Genomic DNA, 18,368 nt, shown 5'->3' on the forward strand with positions numbered 1-18,368 from the left:
CCCTGGCGATGGTTGGCGGGTACGACCGGGGAGTGACGGACCCGTAGGGGGAGAGGGCCCGGAACCCTGAGGTTACCGAGGGTATCCACAGGGCGACGGCGGGCATTGACGGAGCCAGGGGGCGATGTCACAGTCATTGGTGTCAGCTTTGTGGGGCGGGAGCAGGACCGGAAGCGGGAGGGGCGGACTCATGACACGCAGCGGGTCCCCGGCGGGGCCGCAGGGGGCGCAGGGGTTGCGGCGGTTGCCGGGGTTGCAGGGATTCAGAAGCGTGCAGCGCCTGGCGTACGAGTGCGCGGAGGCGGTGGCGGCGCAGCTCCGGCCGGGGGTGACGGAGCGGGAGGCGGCGCGGATGCAGCGGGAGTGGCTGCGCGGGCGCGGCGTGCGGGACTGGTTCCACCTGCCGTTCGCCTGGTTCGGCGACCGGACGGCGTTCGCCGGCTTCCGGGTGCCGCTCCAGTTCTTCCCGACCAACCGGGAGCTGGCGCCGGGCATGCCGTTCATCCTCGACCTCGCGCCGGTGTCCGGCGGATATACGGCCGACGTGGGCTATTCCGGCTGCCTCGGGCCCAACCCCGTGCACGACCGGCTGACGCGCGACCTGCGGGTGCACCGCGAGCTGATCCTGCGCGAGGTCCGCGAGCGCCGCCCGCTGCGGGAGATCTACGAGGACGTGGAGCGGCTGATGGTCCGCCAGGGCTATCACAACCGGCACCGCGCGTATCCGTTCGGCGTCATCGCGCACAAGGTCGACCAGGTGCGGGAGCGGCGCTTCGCGCCGCACGTGTTCGGGTTCGGCACGCAGAGCCTCAAGGGGCTGGCCAAGGACGCCCTGCGCGGGCACCGCGAGGGCTGGTCGCCGCTCTGGAGCCCGTACCGGTTCTCGGACCACCCGCCGCGGCCGGGCCTGTGGGCGGTCGAGCCGCACCTGGGCTTCCGGGGCACGGGGGCGAAGTTCGAGGAGCTGCTGGTCGTCACCGACTCGCGGGACGCGCAGGAGAGCGCCTTCTGGCTGGACGACGACCTGCCGCATGTGCGGCGGTGGGCGGAGGCCGACGCGGACCGGGAGCCGGAGACGCCGGGCAAGGAGACGCCGGAGAACCGGACGCCGGAGAACCGGACGCCGGAGAAGGAGACGTCGGAGAAGGGGTGGGTGGCATGAGCGGGACGGGCGGCGCCGCCGTGCGGGAGCGGTGGGTCAGCACGGGCGGGGTCGAGCTGTGCGTGGCGGAGCTGGGGGACGCCGGACAGCCGACGGTCGTGCTGCTGCACGGCTATCCGGACAGCAAGGAGGTGTGGTCCAAGGCCGCGTCCCGGCTCGCCGAGCGGTTCCACGTCGTGCTGTACGACGTCCGGGGCCACGGCCGCTCCACCGCGCCGAAGCCGCTGAAGGGCGGGTTCACGCTGGAGAAGCTCACGGACGACTTCCTCGCCGTCGCCGACGCCGTCAGCCCGGACCGCCCGGTGCACGTCGTGGGGCACGACTGGGGCTCGGTGCAGGGCTGGGAGTTCACCACGGTCCCGCGCACCGAGGGCCGCATCGCGTCGTTCACCTCCCTCTCCGGCCCGTCCCTCGACCACTTCGGGCACTGGATCAACGCCCGGCTGCGCCGCCCCACGCCGCGGCGGGCGGGCCAGCTGCTCGGCCAGACCGCCAAGTCCTGGTACGTGTACCTGCTGCACACCCCCGTGCTGCCCGAGCTGGCCTGGCGCGGCCCGCTCGGCGCGCGCTGGCCGGCGATCCTGCGGCGGCTGGAGAAGGTTCCCCACGACGGCTATCCGACGTCCTCGCTGGGCGACGACGCGGCGCACGGCGCCTGGCTCTACCGCGACAACGTCCGGGCCCGGCTGCGCCGACCCCGCACCGACGCCTACGCGCACGCGCCGGTGCAGCTCATCACCCCCGCCGGCGACTTCTTCCTCTCCCCGAGCCTCTACGACGACCTCGACCGCTGGGTGCCGCGGCTGCTCCGGCGCACCATCGACGCCCGGCACTGGGCCCCGCGCACCCGGCCCGACCAGCTCGCCGAGTGGATCGGCGAGTTCGTGCGGGCGCACGAGGACGGCGGGCCGACGGCCGAGATCGTGCCGGACGGACCGTACGCCGACCGGTTCGGCGGGCGGCTGGTGCTGATCACCGGCGCGGGCAGCGGCATCGGCCGGGCGACGGCCTTCGCCTTCGCGGAGGCCGGGGCGCGGGTGGTGGCGGCGGACATCGACGCCGAGGGCGCGGCCACGACCGCCGAGCTGTGCCGGATGATCGGCGCGCCGGAGGCGTGGGCGGAGACGGTGGACGTCGCGGACGAGGGGGCGATGGAAGAGTTCGCGAAGCGGGTGGCCGCGTCGTACGGGGTGGTGGACGTGCTGGTGAACAACGCCGGGATCGGGGTGTCGGGCCCGTTCCTCGACACCTCGGTGGCGGACTGGCGCCGCGTGCTGGACGTCAACCTGTGGGGTGTCATCCACGGCTGCCGGCTCTTCGGCAGACAGATGGCCGAGCGCGGCCAGGGCGGGCACATCGTCAACACCGCCTCGGCCGCCGCGTACGCGCCGTCCCGGGTCCTCCCGGCGTACTCGACGTCGAAGGCCGCGGTGCTGATGCTCTCCGAGTGCCTGCGCGCGGAGCTGGCCGGACGGGGCATACGGGTCTCGGCCGTCTGCCCCGGCTTCGTGCACACCGGCATCGCCGCCACCACCAGGTTCACCGGGGTCTCGGACGAGGAGGAGAAGCGACGGCAGAAGAGCGCCCACCGCCGGTACGGGCAGCGCGACTACCCGGCGGAGAAGGTCGCCGACGCGGTGCTGCGGGCGGTCGTGCGCAACCAGGCGGTGGTGCCGGTCACGCCGGAGGCGCGGGGGTCGCGGCTGCTGGCCAGGTTCGCGCCGCGCGCGCTGCGGGCGATAGCCAGGGTGGAGCCGAAGCTTTAGCCGGCAGCCGGCAGCCGGCAGCCGGCAGCCGGCAGTCGGCAGTCGGCAGTCGGCAGCCGGCAGCCGGTCCCTTCCCCGCTCGCCCTGTCCCCCATCCCCCGGCCCCCGGCCCTCGTCCCCCGTCCCTCGTTCCCCCCGGGGCCTACGGGCCCGCCGCCCCCTCCGTACGCGACCGGAACCACCCCGCCTTCCAGGAGCCCCACCGTGAGCACCGAAACCCCCCTCCCCGACGCGGAGCACGACGCGAGAACGCCACGCCCGGCACTGTCCGGCCGACCGGAGCGGCGGCCGGACGGCGAGTACCGGATCGAGGATCTGGCGCACGCCAGCGGCACGACCGTGCGGAGCATCCGCGCGTACGCCGACCGCGGGCTGCTGCCGCGGCCCGAGCGGCGCGGCCGGACGAACGTCTACGGCGACGAACACCTCGCCCGGCTGGGCCAGATAGCCGGGCTCCTCGACCGCGGCTACACCCTGGCGTCGATCAAGGAGCTGCTGGAGGCGTGGGACGCGGGACGCGGGCTGGGCGGGGTGCTGGGCCTGGTCGCCGAGGTGCAGGGGCCGTGGAGCGACGAGGAGTCCGGGCGGCTGACCCGGGCGGAGCTGGCGGAGCTGTTCGGCGGGGCGGCGGACGAGGCAGCCGTCGAGGAGGCCGTCGAGCTGGGGGTGCTGGAGCGGGTGCCGGGGGACCCGGAGGTGTTCCTCGTGCCCAGCCCGCAGCAGCTCACGGTCGCCGCCGAACTGCACGCCGCGGGGGTGCCGTTCGCCGCGATCACCGGCCAGCTGCGCGAGCTGCGGCTGCGGGTGGAGGAGATAGCCGCGGGCCTGCTCGACTTCACCGCCGAGCACGTCTTCCAGCGCTATCTCGACCACCCCCCGTCGGAGGCGGAGGCGACCGAGGCCGCGGGGCTCGTGCGCCGGCTGCGCCCGCTGGCGCAGCAGACGATGGACGTGGAGCTGGCCCGGGCGATGCGCACCCTGGCCACGCGCCAGCTCGACGAGCACCTCTCCGGCCCGCCCGCGCCGGCGGCCGCTGCCGCCGCCGCACCGGCGACGGTGCCGGTGGGCCTGCCGGCGGCCACGGTGGCGGCGGTCCGCGAGCTGGTGGGCCCGGCGGCGACCGCGGAGTTCGTCGCCTCGGCGGCGGAACGGGAGGTCCACAAGCGCCGCATGGACTCCCTGGCGGAGGGCCGCGGCGCGGAGCGGGACGTCGCGGGGGGAGCCGCGGTCTCTTGACCCTTCGTTACCCGCGGGTCACGCTGGCCCAGCCGCAACCGGGAGGAGAACACCCATGCGCAGACGCAGCTTTGTCCGAGGGTTAACGGTCACGACCGCCGCCACCGGGCTCGGTCTCACCGCGGCCGGCAACGGTTCCGCCGCCGCCCCCGCTCCCGCCGCCGTGCCCACCGCCGGATCCGCCGGAGCCGCCGTACCCGGCGGGGCCGTGCGGGCCCGCGGTGCCGGGTGGCGGGAGGTGCCCGTACCGGCCGGTGAACCCGCCGCCCTGCTCAGCGCCGTCGCCGCCGCCGGGCCCGACCTCGCCTGGGCCGTGGGCGAGGAGGCGCGCGACGGCTCCATCTCGGGGCGGCCCCTGGCCCGTACCTGGGACGGCTCCGCCTGGCGGGCCACGGACGTCTCGCACCTCGCGTTCGCCGGCAGCATCCGCAGCGTCGCCGCCACCCCGCTCGGCACCGGCGACGCCGACGGCGCGGTCGCCGCCTGGGCCGTCGGCTACGACCGCGCGGGCGGCGACCACCTCCTCGCCTGGGACGGCTCCACCTGGCGTGAGCACGACTTCCCCGGGGTCGGCCAGTCCGGCGTCGAGCTGTGGGCCGTCGCCGTCGCCCCCGACGGCACCCTCCGCATCACCGGAACCCGCGGGGACGGCTCCCGCGTCCTGCGCTCCGAAAACGCCGCCGGCACCCGCTGGAGCTGGTCCCCCGCGCTGCCGACGGCCGACGACAGCGCCCCTAGCCTGTGGAACGTCCACGTCGACGGCGCCGGTGACACGTGGGTCTCCGGCGGCCTCGTCGTCGCCCGCTACGACGACCGCTCCTGGGACGTCCTGCCCGGGCTCTTCGGCCTGCGCCTGTCCGTCACCGACCTGCTCCCCACCGCCCCGGACGACATCTGGCTCACCGGCCACGACTACGGCGCCGGCGGCCCGCCCGGCAAGCCCCCGTCCGTCGTCCTGCGCCACTACGACGGCGCGGCGTGGACCGACGTCGAGGCTCCCTTCACCGTCGGGTCGCTCGGCGCCATCGCCGCCGACGCCGCCGGGCGCCCCGCCCTCATCGCCGGCTGGGACTTCTGGGACGGCACCAGCGCCCACTACCTCCGCTGGGACGGCGAGCGCTGGCGGAGCGAGCGCGGCCCGGCCGCGGCGGAGGGCGTCACCCCCCTGATGTCCGCGCTCGCCCCCATACCCGGCACGGCCGGGTTCTGGTCGGCGGGCACCACCGCGACGGCCCCGTTCCCGCCCGCCCAGGCGCGGATCGAGCGCTACGACGCCTGACGGTCCCGCCCTCTACGCTGGACGCCGGCGGAAACGGACGGTGTGGAGGGTGGCCGGTGGGCAGCGGACGGATTCCCGTCGTCGTACTCGCGGGGTTTCTGGGCTCCGGCAAGACCACCCTCCTCAACGGGCTGCTGCACGGGCGCTCGCGGACCCGGATCGGCGCCGTCGTCAACGACTTCGGCAGCATCGAGGTCGACGCCATGGCCGTCGCCGGCCAGGTCGACTCGATGGTCTCCCTCGGCAACGGCTGCCTGTGCTGCGCCGTGGACACCGCCGAGCTGGACACCTACCTCGACCGGCTCGCCGGCACCGGCCGGATCGACGTCATCGTCATCGAGGCCAGCGGGCTTGCCGAGCCGCAGGAACTCGTGCGCATGGTGCTGGCCAGCGAGAACGACCGCATCGTGTACGGGGGGCTGGTCGAGGTGGTGGACGGCGCCGAGTTCGCCGCGACCCGGGAGCGGCACCCGGAGATCGACCGCCATCTCGCCGTCGCCGACCTCGTCGTGCTCAACAAGACCGACCGGACCGACGACGGCGAACTCCGCCGGGTCCGGGAGGCGGTCGGGGAGCTGAGCCCCGGTACGCCGGTGGTGGCGACGGCGTACGGGCGGGTGGCCCCGGAGCTGTTCTTCGACCCGGTGAGCGGCGGCGACGGCCCCGGCCCGGCCGCCGCGCCCCGCGCCCGCCAGCTCTCCTTCGCCGACCTGGCCCCGGAGGGCGGCACCGCCGACGACCACCGCGCCCATCTCCACGCGTCCTACGAGAGCGTCGAGTTCACCACCGACCGGCCCGTCAGCCCCCGCCGGCTCCTGGACTTCCTCGACACCCGCCCCGCCGGCCTCTACCGCGTCAAGGGCTTCGTCCACTTCGGCGTCCCCGGCCACCCGCAGAAGTACGGGCTGCACGCGGTCGGCCGCTTCCTGCGCTTCCGGCCCGCCCCCTGGGGCCGCGGCGAGGAGCGGGCCACGCGGCTGGTGCTGATCGGTTCGGGGATCGACGCGGACGCCGTACGCGAGGAGCTCGACGCCTGCCGCGGGCACTCGCCGCAGGACGCGGGCGAGGACGCGATGTGGGGGGTGCTGCGGTACGTGGACGGCGGCGAGGACCCCGCTGCGTAGCGCCGGCCCCCGAGTCCGGAGCCGTGGTCTCCCGGTAGTTGCCGGCGAACGCCTCCCGGGCGGAGCACTCGGGCCCCCTCCCTGGATCCGGCGGCTACTCTCCGCCCATGACTGCGTACCGCGGATGGATCTTCGCGACGGTTGCCGCGCTGGCGGTGGCGGGCTGTTCGAGCGCGCCGGACGACGAAGCCTCGAAATCCGCTCGGGCCTCGTCCAGCTCCCCGGCGCCCGGTTCCCCGGCCGCGAAGCCGCGCGCCACCCCCGTCTCGGCCTTCTGCCGTGACCTGGATCCCTACAAGGTCAGTGTCGTCGCCTTCCAGGCCGACGTGACCAGGTCGCTCCGGGGCGAGCCGCTGGACATCGGGGACCTGAGGCGGCGGGCCGCCGCCCTGGAGACCATGGGCGACGGGATGGAGGCCGGCGTGCCGCCGGACATCGCCGGGTCCTTCGGCACGGTGCGCAGGTCGATCGACAAGTCGGCGAGCAAGTTGACGCCGGTGGCGAAGGTCCGCGACCTTGTCGACACGATGAGCAGCGAGCGGGTCTCTCTCGCTGTCAACGATCTGGTCGCCTACGAGTGCGGCGCCGGGGCCGGGTGACGGGGCCGCCGCCCGCGGGGGCAGGCCGTAGGGTCGCCGTATGCGACTGAGCACCCTCATCCTGCCCATCCGGCGGTGGCACTCCGGCGGCCGTGCGCAATGGCAGCGGGCGGAGGAGCTGGGCTTCTCCACCGCGTACACCTACGACCACCTCTCCTGGCGCACGTTCCGCGACGGCCCCTGGTTCGGCGCCCTGCCGACGCTGACGGCCGCCGCCACCGCCACCGAGCGGCTGCGCCTCGGCACCCTCGTGACCTCGCCGAACTTCCGGCATCCGGTCACCCTCGCCAAGGAGCTGATCACGCTGGACGACGTGTCCGGCGGCCGGATGACGCTGGGCATCGGTGCGGGCGGCTCGGGATTCGACGCGACGGCGCTCGGGCAGCAGCCGTGGCCGGTGCGGGAGCGGACGGAGCGGTTCGGGGAGTTCGTACCGCTGCTGGACACCCTGCTGACGCAGGACACCACCTCCTACGCGGGCACCTACTACTCGGCGCACGAGGTGCGGATGATCCCCGGCTGCGTGCAGCGGCCGCGGCTGCCGTTCGCCGTCGCCGCCACCGGGCCGCGCGGGATGCGGCTGGCCGCGCGGTACGGCCAGGCCTGGGTGACGACCGGCGACCCGAAGACCTCCGCGACCGGCACCGCCGCCGACTCCCTCGCCGCCCTCCGCGTCCAGGCCGACCGCCTCGCCGAGGCCGGGGCCGCGGTGGGCCGGGACACCGCGGCGATGGAGAAGGTGCTGCTCGCCGGCTTCACCCCGGACCGGCCGCTGGAGTCGCTCGACGCCTTCGTCGACTTCGCCGGCAGGCACGCCGCCCTCGGCTTCACCGAGATCGTGCTGCACTGGCCCATCCCGGACTCCGTCTTCGCCGCCGACGAGCGCGTCTTCGAGCGCATCGCCACCGAGGCCCCGGCGCAGCTGGGCGCCTAGCCGGTACGGAGCGCGTCCACGGCCAGGCGGGCCGTGGTGCCGATCACCGCGTCGGCCGCCGGGAGGGTGACGGCGGTGGCGGCGGCGCGGGTGCAGACGGCGACCGCGTACCGGCCGCCGTCCGGGTACTCGACGACGCCGATCTCGTGGCGCAGCGTCGGCAGCGTGCCGGTCTTGCCGCTGACGCGCACGTCGTCGAAGGGGAAGCCGGAGGCCAGCCGGTGCCCCCAGGTCTGGGTGCCCAGCGTGCGGCGCAGCTCGGCGGCGTACGCGCCGGTGCACACCTCGTCGCGCCAGACGGCGGCGAGGAGGGCGGTGAGTTCGCGCGGGGTGGAGCGGTTCGTACGGGCCGGGTCGAGGGCGCTGAGGCGGGCGACGCCGGCGGGGTCGAGGAGGGCGGCGGCGCCGTCGTCGCCGGCGTCCTCGGCGAGTGCGGCGTGGAGGTCGCGTACCTTCTGCACGGCGGTGGTACGGGTCAGCCCGAGCCCGGCCATGGTGCGGTTGACGGCCTCGATGCCGACGGTGTCCCACAGCACGTCGGCGGCCGCGTTGTCGCTGACGGAGACCGCGAGCACGGCCAGGTCGCGCAGCGAGAGGCGGGCGGCGTCGCGCATGGCGCCGAGCCCGGTCGGGCCGGAGGTGCGGCCGGCGGCGGGGATGTCGACGGCGGTGGTGAGGTCGAGGCGGCCGTGTTCGGCCTGGCGGTAGAGGGTGGCGAGGAGGCACACCTTGTGCACGCTGGCCGTGCTGACCGGGGTGTCGGCGGCCACGGCGACCTCGGCGCCGGTGTCGATGTCGCGCGCGTGCAGCCGGCCGGTGACTCCGGCGTCGGCGAACGCCCGCCGGATGCGGGACCTGGGGACGCGGTGGGCCGCGGCCGCCCGGTCCTCCGCGGGCCGCTCTCCAGGCTGCTCGCCGGGCTGCTCGGGGCCGGGCGCCGGCCGGGGCGGCGGCTGGGACGGGGGCGGGGTCACAGCGGGAACTCCGATGCGGGGCGGGGGTGGACGGCCGCGGCGCGGGCGGGGCGCATGCCCGCGTGGTCCCGCATCGCCTCGCGCGCGGCCTCCGCGAAGCGGGCGACGGCCGGGTTGTGCCCGTCGGCCGGCCACGCCGCGGACGTACGCCAGCCGATCGGGTCGCCGGCCAGCGGGCGCCACACCGTACCGGGTCCCGGGGCCGTACGCGGCAGCAGGGCGACGGCGCCGGGTGCGCCACCGCGCTCCCCGGCCGCGCCGGAGAGGACGAGCGCGCGCGTGAAGTCGCCGCCGGGCGCCTCGTGGACGGCGGCCGGGGTGCAGCCGTGCCGGGCGCAGGCGGTGAGCACCTCGTCGTGCAGCGCGGGGTCGTCGGCCCGCGGGGTGAGGACGAGCGCGCGTCCGCTCAGGTCGGCCGCGGTGAGCCGCCCGCCGTCCGCCGTGGCGAGGGCGAGCGGGTCGGCGGCGGCGAGGAGCGCGCCGAGCGGCTGGTGGAGTACGGGCCCGAAGGCGAGCCCGGGGGCGGGGCAGGGGTGCCGTACGACGCCCGCGTCGAGCGTGCCGGCGGCCAGCTCGCGCGCCTGCGCGGTCGTCGTCAGCTCGCGCAGCTCCAGCTCGCCGCCCGGGGACCGCGCGCGGTAGCCGGTGATGAGCGCGGCGACGGCCGCCGGCCCCAGGTGCGGCGGCACGGCGGCGCGGAGCGTACCGGCGGCGCCGCTGCCGATCCGGGCCACGGCCGCGGTGAGCCGGTCCGCGGCGGCGAGCACCTGGTCGGCCTCCGTCAGCACGAGCCGGCCGGCGGGGGTGAGCGCCGTGCCCTGGCTGCCGCGGTCGAAGAGCCGCACGCCCAGCTCGCGCTCCAGCCGGCGGATGCGCTGGGACAGCGACGGCTGCGCGATGCGCAGCCGCTCCGCGGCGCGGCCGAAGTGCCCTTCCTCGGCGACCGCCCTGAAGTAGCGCAGATGCCGGAGAAGGTCCATGAACAGTGAGGATAGTCAATCGGCTATCGGATTGATGAGCATATTGGTCTTGGACTGGCGGCGGTGGCGGCTGATCTGCTGTCCGGCATGACAGGACATGGGGTGGGGTACGGCGAGGGCGTCGTCTACGGCGGCGTACGCGATCGGCGTCCGCGCCCGCGCGCGCGGCGCAGGCGGCGGCGCGGGCCCGTGCTGGCGGCGGTGGCGCTGGTGCTGGCCGGCGGCGGGTACTGGGCCTGGGGCGCGGACGGCGGCGAAGACGGCGGCGGGGCCGCGGACCCGGGGGCGCGGCGCACGGCCGAGCGGTTCCTCGACGGCTGGGCCGCGGGACGGCTGGGCGCGGCGGCCCGGCTGACGGACTCCCCGGCCGAGGCCGAGCGGATCCTCGCCAGCTTCACCGAGGGCCTGGAGATCGAGGACCCGAAGCTGACCGCGGGCGAGGCGCGGGCCGACGGCGACGACGGGGCGGAGGTGACGTACACCGCGAAGATGCCCGTGCGCGGCCTCGGCACCTGGACGTACGACGCGACCCTGCCGCTGGCCCGCGCCGGCGACGGCGACGCCTGGCGGGTGCGGTGGGAGCTGGCGGCGGTGCACCCGAAGCTGACGGAGACGGAGAAGTTCCGGCTGGTACGGGAGGAGTCGGCGGAGCTGGACGCCGTCGACCGCGACGGCGCCGCCGTGTCCGCCGCCGACCACCCGTCGATGGCCGGCGTGCTCGGCCTCGGCGGCGGGCGGCCACAGGGCGCGGTGCAGGTCGTCGACCGGCACACCGGCGAGGTGCGGAGCACGGAGGCGCGCTTCGGGCCGCGGCGCGGCGCGGGGGACGGGCCGGTGCGTACGACGGTGGACGCGGAGCTCCAGGGCGCCGCCGAGGAGGCGCTGGCGCGGCACGCCGACGGGCGCAACGCGGGGCTCGTCGCGCTGGACATGGACAGCGGCGAGGTGCTCGCCGCGGCCAACTCGCCGGCCACCGGCTTCAACCGGGCCTTCCAGGGCACGTACGCCCCCGGCTCCACCTGGAAGGTCGTCACGACCGCCGCGCTGCTGAACAAGGGTGCGGTCAGCCCCGGGACGACGGTGGACTGCCCCAGGTACCTGACGGTCGGCAAGCGGTTCCACAACGTGGAGACCTCCGAGATCCCCGGCGCGACCTTCCGCGAGGACTTCATCCACTCCTGCAACACCGCCTTCGTCGCGCTGCGCGACTCCCTCGGCGACGAGGAGATGACGGAGTTCGCGCGCCGGTACTTCGGCATCGGCGAGGTGTGGCAGACCGGCGTGCCGTCCTTCGACGGCGAGGTGCCGGTGCCGCGGGACGAGACGGAGAAGGCGGCGGCGCTCTTCGGGCAGGGGCGGCTGCGGGCGAACCCGCTGGTGATGGCGTCGGTGACGGCGACGGCGGCGACGGGGACGTTCCGGCAGCCGGTGATCGTGGCGGGGCAGGAGCCGACGGCCACGGCCGAGCCGCTGCCGGACGGGGTGGTCGAACAGCTGCGGGCGCTGATGCGGGACACGGTGACCGAGGGCAGCGCCCAGGTGCTCGCGGGGCTGCCGGGGGACGTGGGGGCGAAGACCGGGACGGCGGAGGTGACGGCGACCGGGCCGAACAACGGGTGGCTGGTGGCGTACCGCGACGGGGTGGCGGTGGCGTGCGTGGTGGAGGACGCGGAGAGCGGGTCGGGGGACGCGGGGCCGGTGGTGCGGGAGGTGCTGGCGGCGGTGGGGTGAGGGGGCGTACGGGTACGCGCCCGGCCCGTGCCCGTGCCCGTACTCGCGCCCGCGCCGGCGCTCCCCGCGCCCGGGTCCACGCGCTCCCGCACTCCCACGCGCGCGTACTCCCGCGCCCGCCGTCCCGTACACCTGTGCGGCGGCCTTCGGCGGGCGTACGCGATGATGGCCGGGTGACCGCCTCCTTCTTCCCGCCCGCCGCCGACGCCCGCCCCCGCCCCCGGCTCATCGCCACCGACCTCGACGGCACCCTCCTGCGGGACGACAAGACCGTCTCCGCCCGCACGGTCGCCGCGCTCGCCGCCGCGGAGGCGGCGGGGCTGGCCGTGGTGTTCGTCACGGGACGGCCGGCCCGCTGGATGGACGCGGTCGCCGAGCACGTGCACGGGCACGGGATGGCCATCTGCGCCAACGGCGCCGCGGTCGTCGACCTGCACCGCGGCGGTGCGCTGTCCGAGGTCCGCCCGCTGCCGGTCCCCGACGCCCTCGCGGTGGTCGCGTTCCTGCGCGGCGCGGCGCCGGGGACGGCGTTCGCGGTCGAGCACACCGGCGGCTTCGGCCGCGAGAAGGGCTACTCGATGCACCGGGAGCAGGGGGAGGTCGCCCCGGTGGAGAAGCTGCTCGCGGACGACGCGGAGCGGGCGGGGGACCCGCTGCTGAAGCTGCTGGCGTTCCACCCGAGCCGCGGGGCGGACGAGTTCCTGGGCGCGGCGCGGGCGGGGGCGGGGGCGTACGGGGAGTTCACGCGGTCGACGCCGAGCGCGCTGCTGGAGGTGAGCGGGCGGGGCGTGAGCAAGGCGAGCACGCTGGCGCGCTACTGCGGGGCGCGCGGGGTGTCGGCGGCGGAGGTCGTCGCCTTCGGCGACATGCCGAACGACATCGAGATGCTGACCTGGGCCGGTACGTCGTACGCGATGGCCAACGCGCACCCGGAGGTCCTGGCGGCGACGACGGACCGCACGGCGGCCAACGAGGAGGACGGGGTGGCGGCGGTCATCGAGCAGCTGCTGCACGGAGCGTGACGCGCCGGGCCGTCCCCGTACCCGTACCCCTGCCTTCTTACGCCGCCGCCGGCTCGCCGCCCGCCGGCTCCAGCGGCACCTCCCAGAACAGCGACGTCCCCCCGCCGCAGTCCCCCAGCCCCGGCCCGTACGACGCCTGCCCGCCCAGCTCCTCCGCCCGCCGCTCGATGTTCCGCAGCCCGCTCCGCCGCCCGTCCGGCGCCAGCCCCCGCCCGTCGTCCGCCACCGTCAGCCGCACCGCGTCCCGCCCGTCCGGCAGCTCCGCCGTCGCGTCGACCACCACCCCCACCTGTCCCGCCCCCGCGTGCCGCGACGCGTTCGACAGCCCCTCGCGCAGCGCCGCCAGCAGGTTCCGCAGCACCCGCTCGTCCACCACCCGCTCGTCCACCGCGCCCACGAAGCTCGTCGACGGCTGGAACCCCAGCGGCGCCGCCGCCGTCGCGACCTCGCGCAGCACCAGCGCCCGCAGCCCCGTCGGCGCCTGCTCGGGCTCCTGCTGCAACGCGTAGATCGTGGCGCGGATCTCCTCGATCGTCGTCTCCAGCGCGTCGACCGCCGCGTCGATCCGCTCCCGCACCTCCGGCGCCCGCTCCAGCCGCTTCGCGCCCTGCAACTGCATCCCGGTCGCGAACAGCCGCTGGATCACCAGGTCGTGCAGGTCCCGGGCGATCCGGTCGCGGTCCTCGTACACCGCCAGCCGCTCCCGGTCCCGCTGCGCCTCCGACAGCACCAGCGCCAGCGCCGCCTGCCCCGCGAACTGCGTCGCCGACTGCTTCTCCGCCTCCGTGTACAGCCGCCCGCCCGGCGCCCGCGGCAGCGACAGCGCGCCGACCACACGCTTCCCGCTCCGCAGCGGCAGCAGCATGCACGGCCCGAACCGCTCCGCGACCTCGCTCACCACCCGCGGGTCGGCGGCGGCGTCGTCGAGGAACACCTCCTTGCCCGCCAGGAGCGACCGCACGGTCGGGCTGTACGACGGCAGCACCATCCCCACCAGGTCCCCCACCCCCTCCCCGGCGACCGCCGAGACCTCCAGCCACTGCGCCCCGCGCACGCCGCGCCCCCCGCGCTCCCGGCTGCCGCCGCCCGGCGTCCGCGGCAGCATCACCACCCCCGCCATCGCGTCCGCGAGCGCCCGCGCCTGCTCCGCGATCACCCCCAGCGCGCCCCGCGCGTCCGCGCCCGACAGCAGTGCGGTCGTGACCGCGTGCGCCCCGTCGATCCACCGCTCCCGCTGCCGCGTCTCCCGGTGCAGCCGGGCGTTGCCGATCGCGATCCCGGCCTCGGTCGCGATGACCCGTACGAGGTGCAGGTCGGAGTCCTGGAACCGGCCGCCGCCGCGCTTCTCCGACAGGACGAGGTCCCCGAAGTACCGTCCGTCGACGTCGATCGGCACCGTGAGCGTCGTACCCGGCGCGTCCGGGATCTCGTCGATACGGGCCCGGTCCACCTCGTCCACGCCGTACGACGCGAACTCGTCCAGGTCCCCGCTCTGCTCGTCGATCACCACGATCGACGCGTACCGCGCCCCCGCCAGCTCCGCCGCCGTCTCCGCGATCACGTCGAGGGTGGGGTGCAGCTGGAAGCCGGTGCCGATGGAGCGCATGGCGGCGAGCAGCTGGGTCACGCGCTCGGTCAGCTCACTGGAGGCGCCCTGGAGCCCGCGGGTGGCGCGGGCGGCGGCGTCCATGGAGTCGGCGGCGGTCATGTCCTGAGGGTAATAAGCGGCTCTCGTTCGGGAAAGTCGGAAATATTCTCTACGGGCCATGCCCCCCGCTCCGCGCCGGCACCCGGCTCCGCCGCCCGCTCCCGCAGCAGCGTGCGCCGGAACGGACCCTCCGCCTCCGCCAGCTCCGCGTACGAGCCGCGCTGCACCACCCGCCCCCGCCGGAGCACCACGATCTCGTCCACCGCGGCCAGCCCCGCCAGCCGGTGCGTGATCAGCACCGTCGTCCGGCCCTCGGTGGCGGCGAGCAGGTCGGCGGTCAGGGCGTCGGCGGTGGGGAGGTCGAGGTGCTCGGCGGGCTCGTCGAGGACGAGCACGGGGAAGTCGGCGAGCAGCGCGCGGGCCAGCGCGAGGCGCTGGCGCTGGCCGCCGGAGAGCCGGGCGCCGTGTTCGCCGACCGGGGTGTCGAGGCCCCGGGGCAGGGTGTCGACCCAGTCGAGGAGGCGGGCGCCGGCGAGGGCGGCGCGGAGCTCGGCGTCGGTGGCGCCGGTGGCGGCCAGGCGGAGGTTCTCGCGGAGGGTGCTGTCGAAGAGGTGGGCGTCCTGGGCGCAGAGGCCGACGAGGCGGCGTACCGCGTCGGGGTCGTGGCCGAGGGCGTCCGTTCCCCGCAGCCCGTACGTACCCGCCACCGGATCCAGAAACCGCAGCAGCACGTGCGCCAGCGTCGTCTTCCCCGACCCCGACGCACCCACCACCGCGACCCGCCGCCCCCGCGTCAGCCGCAGGTCGACGCCGTCCAGCGCAAGCCCGGCCTGCCCCGGATACCGCGCCGACACCCCCGTCAGCGCCACCGGGAACGGATCGGCCGGCGGCCGCCCCGTCCCCTCCCGGACCGGCGGCGGCGCGGCGAGGATCTCGTCGATCCGCGCCGCGCTGCGCCGCACCCGGGCACGCTGCTGCAACGCCAGCGGCATCCCGTTCACCGCCTCGAACGCCGCGAGCGTCCCCAGCACCACCGTCCCCAGCCAGACCCCGGGCAGCCGCCCGTCGGCCACGGCCTGCGCCCCGGCCGCCGCCGCCCCCGCCACCGTCAGCCCGCAGACCAGCGCAGACAGCCCGGCGCCGAGCGCGAGCGCGGCGGCGCTGCGGGCGGCGATACGGGTCAGCCGGCGGTCGGCGTCGCGCAGCGCGGCGAGACGGCGCGGCAGGGCACCGGCGACGGCGAGCTCCGCCGTACCGGTGAGGACGTCGACGACCTGCGTGGCGAGCGCCGCCCGCGCCGGCGCGAGCCGCGCCTCGGTGCGCCGGGCGGTGGCGGCCGCCAGCAGCGGCACCCCCACCCCCGCGGTCAGCAGCCCGGCGGCGAGCACGGCGCCGGCCTCGGGCAGCAGGACGGCGGCGGCCACCACGGACGCGGAGCCGACGAGGGCGGCGGCGGAGACGGGCAGCAGCCAGCGCAGGTAGCGGTCCTGGAGGGTGTCGGTGTCGGCGACGAGCCGGGTGAGGAGGTCGCCGCGGCGGTGCGGGGCGAGGCCGACGGGGGCGAGGCGTTCGAGCCGGGTGTACACCGCGACGCGGAGGCCGGCGAGGATCCGTAGCACGGCGTCGTGGGAGACGAGGCGCTCGGCGTAGCGGAAGACGGCGCGGCCGATGCCGAAGGCGCGGGTGGCGGTGACGGCGACCATGAGATACAGCACCGGGGGTTGCTGGGAGGCGCGCGAGATGAGCCACCCGGAGACGCCCATGAGCCCGACCGCGCAGGCGAGGGCGAGCGCGCCGAGCAGCGCGGCGAGCGCGAGGCGGCCGCGGGCGGTGGTGCGGTGGAGGACGCTGCGGCGGGGGCCGCGGCCGGGTCCGTACGGGCCGGGGCCGGGCGGGTCGCCGCCGGCGGCGCCCTCGTCCCGTACGGCGACGGCCGCGGGGGTGCCGGGGCCGGGTCCGTGGCCAGGTCCGGGGCGGGGTCCGCGGAGCGGGCCGGGGCCGGGGTTGTTCCGGTACGGCCTCCCGCCAGCCGTACCACCCGGTCCGCCACCGCCAGCAGCGCCGGCCGGTGCGCCACGAGCAGCACGGTGCGGCCCCGGGCCAGCCGGGCGACGGCGGCGGTGACGGCTGCCTCGGTGTCGCCGTCGAGGGCGGCGGTGGGCTCGTCGAGGAGGACGACGGGCCGGTCGGCGAGGAACGCGCGTGCGAGGGCGACCCGCTGCCGCTGGCCGGCGGAGAGGCCGGCGCCCGCCTCGCCGAGTTCGGCGGCGGGGTCGAGGTCGCCGGCGGCGGCGTCGCGGAGGGCCCGCGTGACCTCGGCGTCGGTGGCACCGGGGCGTGGGAGGCGGACGTTGTCGGCGATCGTGCCGGCGAACAGCGCGGGCCGCTGCGGCACCCAGGCGACCTGCGCGTGCCAGGTCGCCGGGTCGAGGGCGGCGAGGTCGCGCCCTCCTATGAGGACCCGGCCGGCGGCGGGCCGTACGAGGCCGAGGAGGGCGGCGAGCAGCGTCGACTTGCCGGCGCCGGAGGGACCGGTCAGCGCCACGGTCTCGCCGGGGCGGACGGTGAGGTCCGTACGCGGGAGGGAGTCCGCGGTCCGGCCCGCGTGCCGTACGACGAGGCCGTCGAGGACGAGGTCGGCGCGGCGGGCGTCGGGGCAGGCGGCGCCGGAGCCGTCCGGGCTGTCAGCGGGGGCGCCTACCCTGGGGTGGGAGTGCGGGGCTGGTGGGTGGGCGGCGTCCGCAGTGGTCTCCGAGCCCTCCGAGCTGTCCGAGCCCTCCGAGCTGTCAGTGGGGCGGCCTACCCTGGGGCGGGAGTGCGGGGTCTCCCGGGTCTTCCCGGCTTCCAGGACGGCGAACACCCGGTCCGCCGCCGCCAGGCCCTCCGCCGCGGCGTGGTAGTGGGTGCCGACCTGGCGCAGCGGCAGGTACGCCTCCGGCGCCAGGATGAGGACCACGAGCCCCGTGTAGAGGTCCAGTTCGCCGTGGACCAGCCGCATGCCGATCGTGACCGCGACCAGCGCGACCGAGATCGTCGCCAGCAGTTCCAGCGCGAAGGACGACAGGAACGCGATCCGCAGCGTGCGCATCGTCGCCCGCCGGTAGTCGGCGGTGATGGTGCGGATGTTGTCGGCCTGCGCCTTCGCGCGGCCGAAGACCTTGAGCGTCGGCAGGCCGGACACCACGTCGAGGAAGTGGGCGGACAGCCGGGACAGGGTGCGCCACTGGCGGTTGGTGGCCGTCTGAGTGGCCCAGCCGATGAGGACCATGAAGACCGGGATCAGCGGCAGCGTGCCGGCGATGATCGCCGCGGAGACCCAGTCGTCGGTGACGATGCGCGCCAGCACCGCCGCCGGGACGACGACGGCGAGGCCGAGCTGGGGCAGGTAGCGGGCGAAGTAGGCGTCGAGGGCGTCGATGCCGCGGGTGGCGAGCGCCGCCAGCTCCCCGGTGCGCCACTCCTCCTCCCCGCTCGCCTCCCGGGCACCCACGCCCGCCGTGCCCCCACCGGCCGGCCCGCCGGACCCGTCCGCGCCCGCGGCGGCGCCGCCCGCGACCTCGCCCTCGCCCACGGCCCCGCCCGTGCTCCCGGCTCCGTCCCCGACCCGTACCGCCTCCGTCAGCAGCCGCATCCGCAGCTCCGACTTGACCGCCGCGCTCGACCGGTGTGCCGCCAGCTCCGTCAGCCAGCTGACCACGGCCCGCCCCACCGCCACCGCCGCCAGCAGCAGCAGCGGCGTACGCAGACCGGCCGCCGACAGGCCGTCCTCGAAGGCGCCGACGACGATCTCCGCCATCAGCACCGCCTGCGCGATGACCAGCCCCGCCCCGGCCGCGCCCAGCGCGACCGTGGCGGCCAGGAACAGCCGGGCGGCGCGGGCGTACCGGAGCAGCCGCGGATCGACGGGCTTCAT

12 protein-coding genes and 1 pseudogene are annotated in these 18,368 nt (G+C 76.5%); 9 read left to right on the forward strand and 4 right to left on the reverse strand.

Annotated features, from left to right (window positions below; genetic code table 11):
• Positions 1–253 precede the first annotated feature (253 nt).
• The 7 genes from ACHZ99_RS16375 to ACHZ99_RS16405 all read left to right on the forward strand — a co-directional run bounded on the left by ACHZ99_RS16375 (position 254) and on the right by ACHZ99_RS16405 (position 8,100).
• The gene (locus tag ACHZ99_RS16375; protein WP_420305328.1) at positions 254–1,162 is read left to right on the forward strand and encodes a M24 family metallopeptidase; all 909 of its coding nucleotides are present in this window, start codon (positions 254–256) and stop codon (positions 1,160–1,162) included.
• Complete coding sequence (locus ACHZ99_RS16380; RefSeq protein WP_420305329.1) at positions 1,159–2,928, forward strand: SDR family oxidoreductase; 1,770 nt, start codon at positions 1,159–1,161, stop codon at positions 2,926–2,928. The genes ACHZ99_RS16375 and ACHZ99_RS16380 overlap by 4 nt, the downstream gene beginning before the upstream one ends.
• A 264-nt stretch (positions 2,929–3,192) precedes the next feature.
• Complete coding sequence (locus ACHZ99_RS16385; RefSeq protein WP_420305667.1) at positions 3,193–4,164, forward strand: MerR family transcriptional regulator; 972 nt, start codon at positions 3,193–3,195, stop codon at positions 4,162–4,164.
• A gap of 55 nt (positions 4,165–4,219) precedes the next feature.
• Positions 4,220–5,443 carry a hypothetical protein gene (locus ACHZ99_RS16390; RefSeq protein WP_420305330.1) on the forward strand — a complete coding sequence of 408 codons (1,224 nt, stop codon included), beginning with the start codon at positions 4,220–4,222 and terminating at the stop codon, positions 5,441–5,443.
• A gap of 56 nt (positions 5,444–5,499) precedes the next feature.
• Positions 5,500–6,567: a CobW family GTP-binding protein gene (locus ACHZ99_RS16395; protein ID WP_420305331.1), complete on the forward strand. Its 1,068-nt coding sequence runs from the start codon at positions 5,500–5,502 to the stop codon at positions 6,565–6,567.
• A gap of 107 nt (positions 6,568–6,674) precedes the next feature.
• On the forward strand, positions 6,675–7,166 hold the full coding sequence (locus ACHZ99_RS16400; RefSeq protein ID WP_420305332.1) for a hypothetical protein: 492 nt from the start codon (positions 6,675–6,677) through the stop codon (positions 7,164–7,166).
• A 40-nt stretch (positions 7,167–7,206) separates the two neighbouring features.
• The gene (locus ACHZ99_RS16405; RefSeq protein WP_420305333.1) at positions 7,207–8,100 is read left to right on the forward strand and encodes an LLM class flavin-dependent oxidoreductase; all 894 of its coding nucleotides are present in this window, start codon (positions 7,207–7,209) and stop codon (positions 8,098–8,100) included.
• On the opposite strand, the gene ACHZ99_RS16410 is transcribed toward ACHZ99_RS16405, so the two are convergent.
• Together ACHZ99_RS16410 and ACHZ99_RS16415 are read right to left on the reverse strand one after the other, a co-directional pair.
• Positions 8,097–9,074 (reverse strand): serine hydrolase, encoded by a 978-nt coding sequence (locus ACHZ99_RS16410; protein WP_420305334.1) that lies wholly within the window; start codon positions 9,072–9,074, stop codon positions 8,097–8,099. The genes ACHZ99_RS16405 and ACHZ99_RS16410 overlap by 4 nt on opposite strands.
• Positions 9,071–10,054, reverse strand: coding sequence for a LysR substrate-binding domain-containing protein (locus ACHZ99_RS16415; protein ID WP_420305335.1), 984 nt, complete (start codon positions 10,052–10,054; stop codon positions 9,071–9,073). The genes ACHZ99_RS16410 and ACHZ99_RS16415 overlap by 4 nt, the downstream gene beginning before the upstream one ends.
• 87 nt (positions 10,055–10,141) lie before the next feature.
• On the opposite strand from ACHZ99_RS16415, the gene ACHZ99_RS16420 reads away from it, so the two are divergent.
• Both ACHZ99_RS16420 and ACHZ99_RS16425 read left to right on the forward strand, forming a co-directional pair.
• The gene (locus ACHZ99_RS16420) at positions 10,142–11,785 is read left to right on the forward strand and encodes a penicillin-binding transpeptidase domain-containing protein (RefSeq protein WP_420305336.1); all 1,644 of its coding nucleotides are present in this window, start codon (positions 10,142–10,144) and stop codon (positions 11,783–11,785) included.
• Between the two features lie 173 nt (positions 11,786–11,958).
• Entirely contained in the window at positions 11,959–12,807 is an 849-nt protein-coding gene (locus tag ACHZ99_RS16425) for a Cof-type HAD-IIB family hydrolase (RefSeq protein WP_420305337.1), read from the forward strand.
• 37 nt (positions 12,808–12,844) lie between these two features.
• On the opposite strand, the gene ACHZ99_RS16430 is transcribed toward ACHZ99_RS16425, so the two are convergent.
• Together ACHZ99_RS16430 and cydD are read right to left on the reverse strand one after the other, a co-directional pair.
• Positions 12,845–14,515 carry a GAF domain-containing protein gene (locus ACHZ99_RS16430; protein ID WP_420305338.1) on the reverse strand — a complete coding sequence of 557 codons (1,671 nt, stop codon included), beginning with the start codon at positions 14,513–14,515 and terminating at the stop codon, positions 12,845–12,847.
• Positions 14,512–18,368: pseudogene (gene cydD / locus ACHZ99_RS16435) on the reverse strand (thiol reductant ABC exporter subunit CydD). Before cydD ends, ACHZ99_RS16430 begins: the two are co-directional and overlap by 4 nt.

Origin of the sequence: Streptomyces sp. MAR4 CNX-425 (genome assembly GCF_048656465.1) — a bacterium.
Lineage (GTDB): Bacteria > Actinomycetota > Actinomycetes > Streptomycetales > Streptomycetaceae > Streptomyces.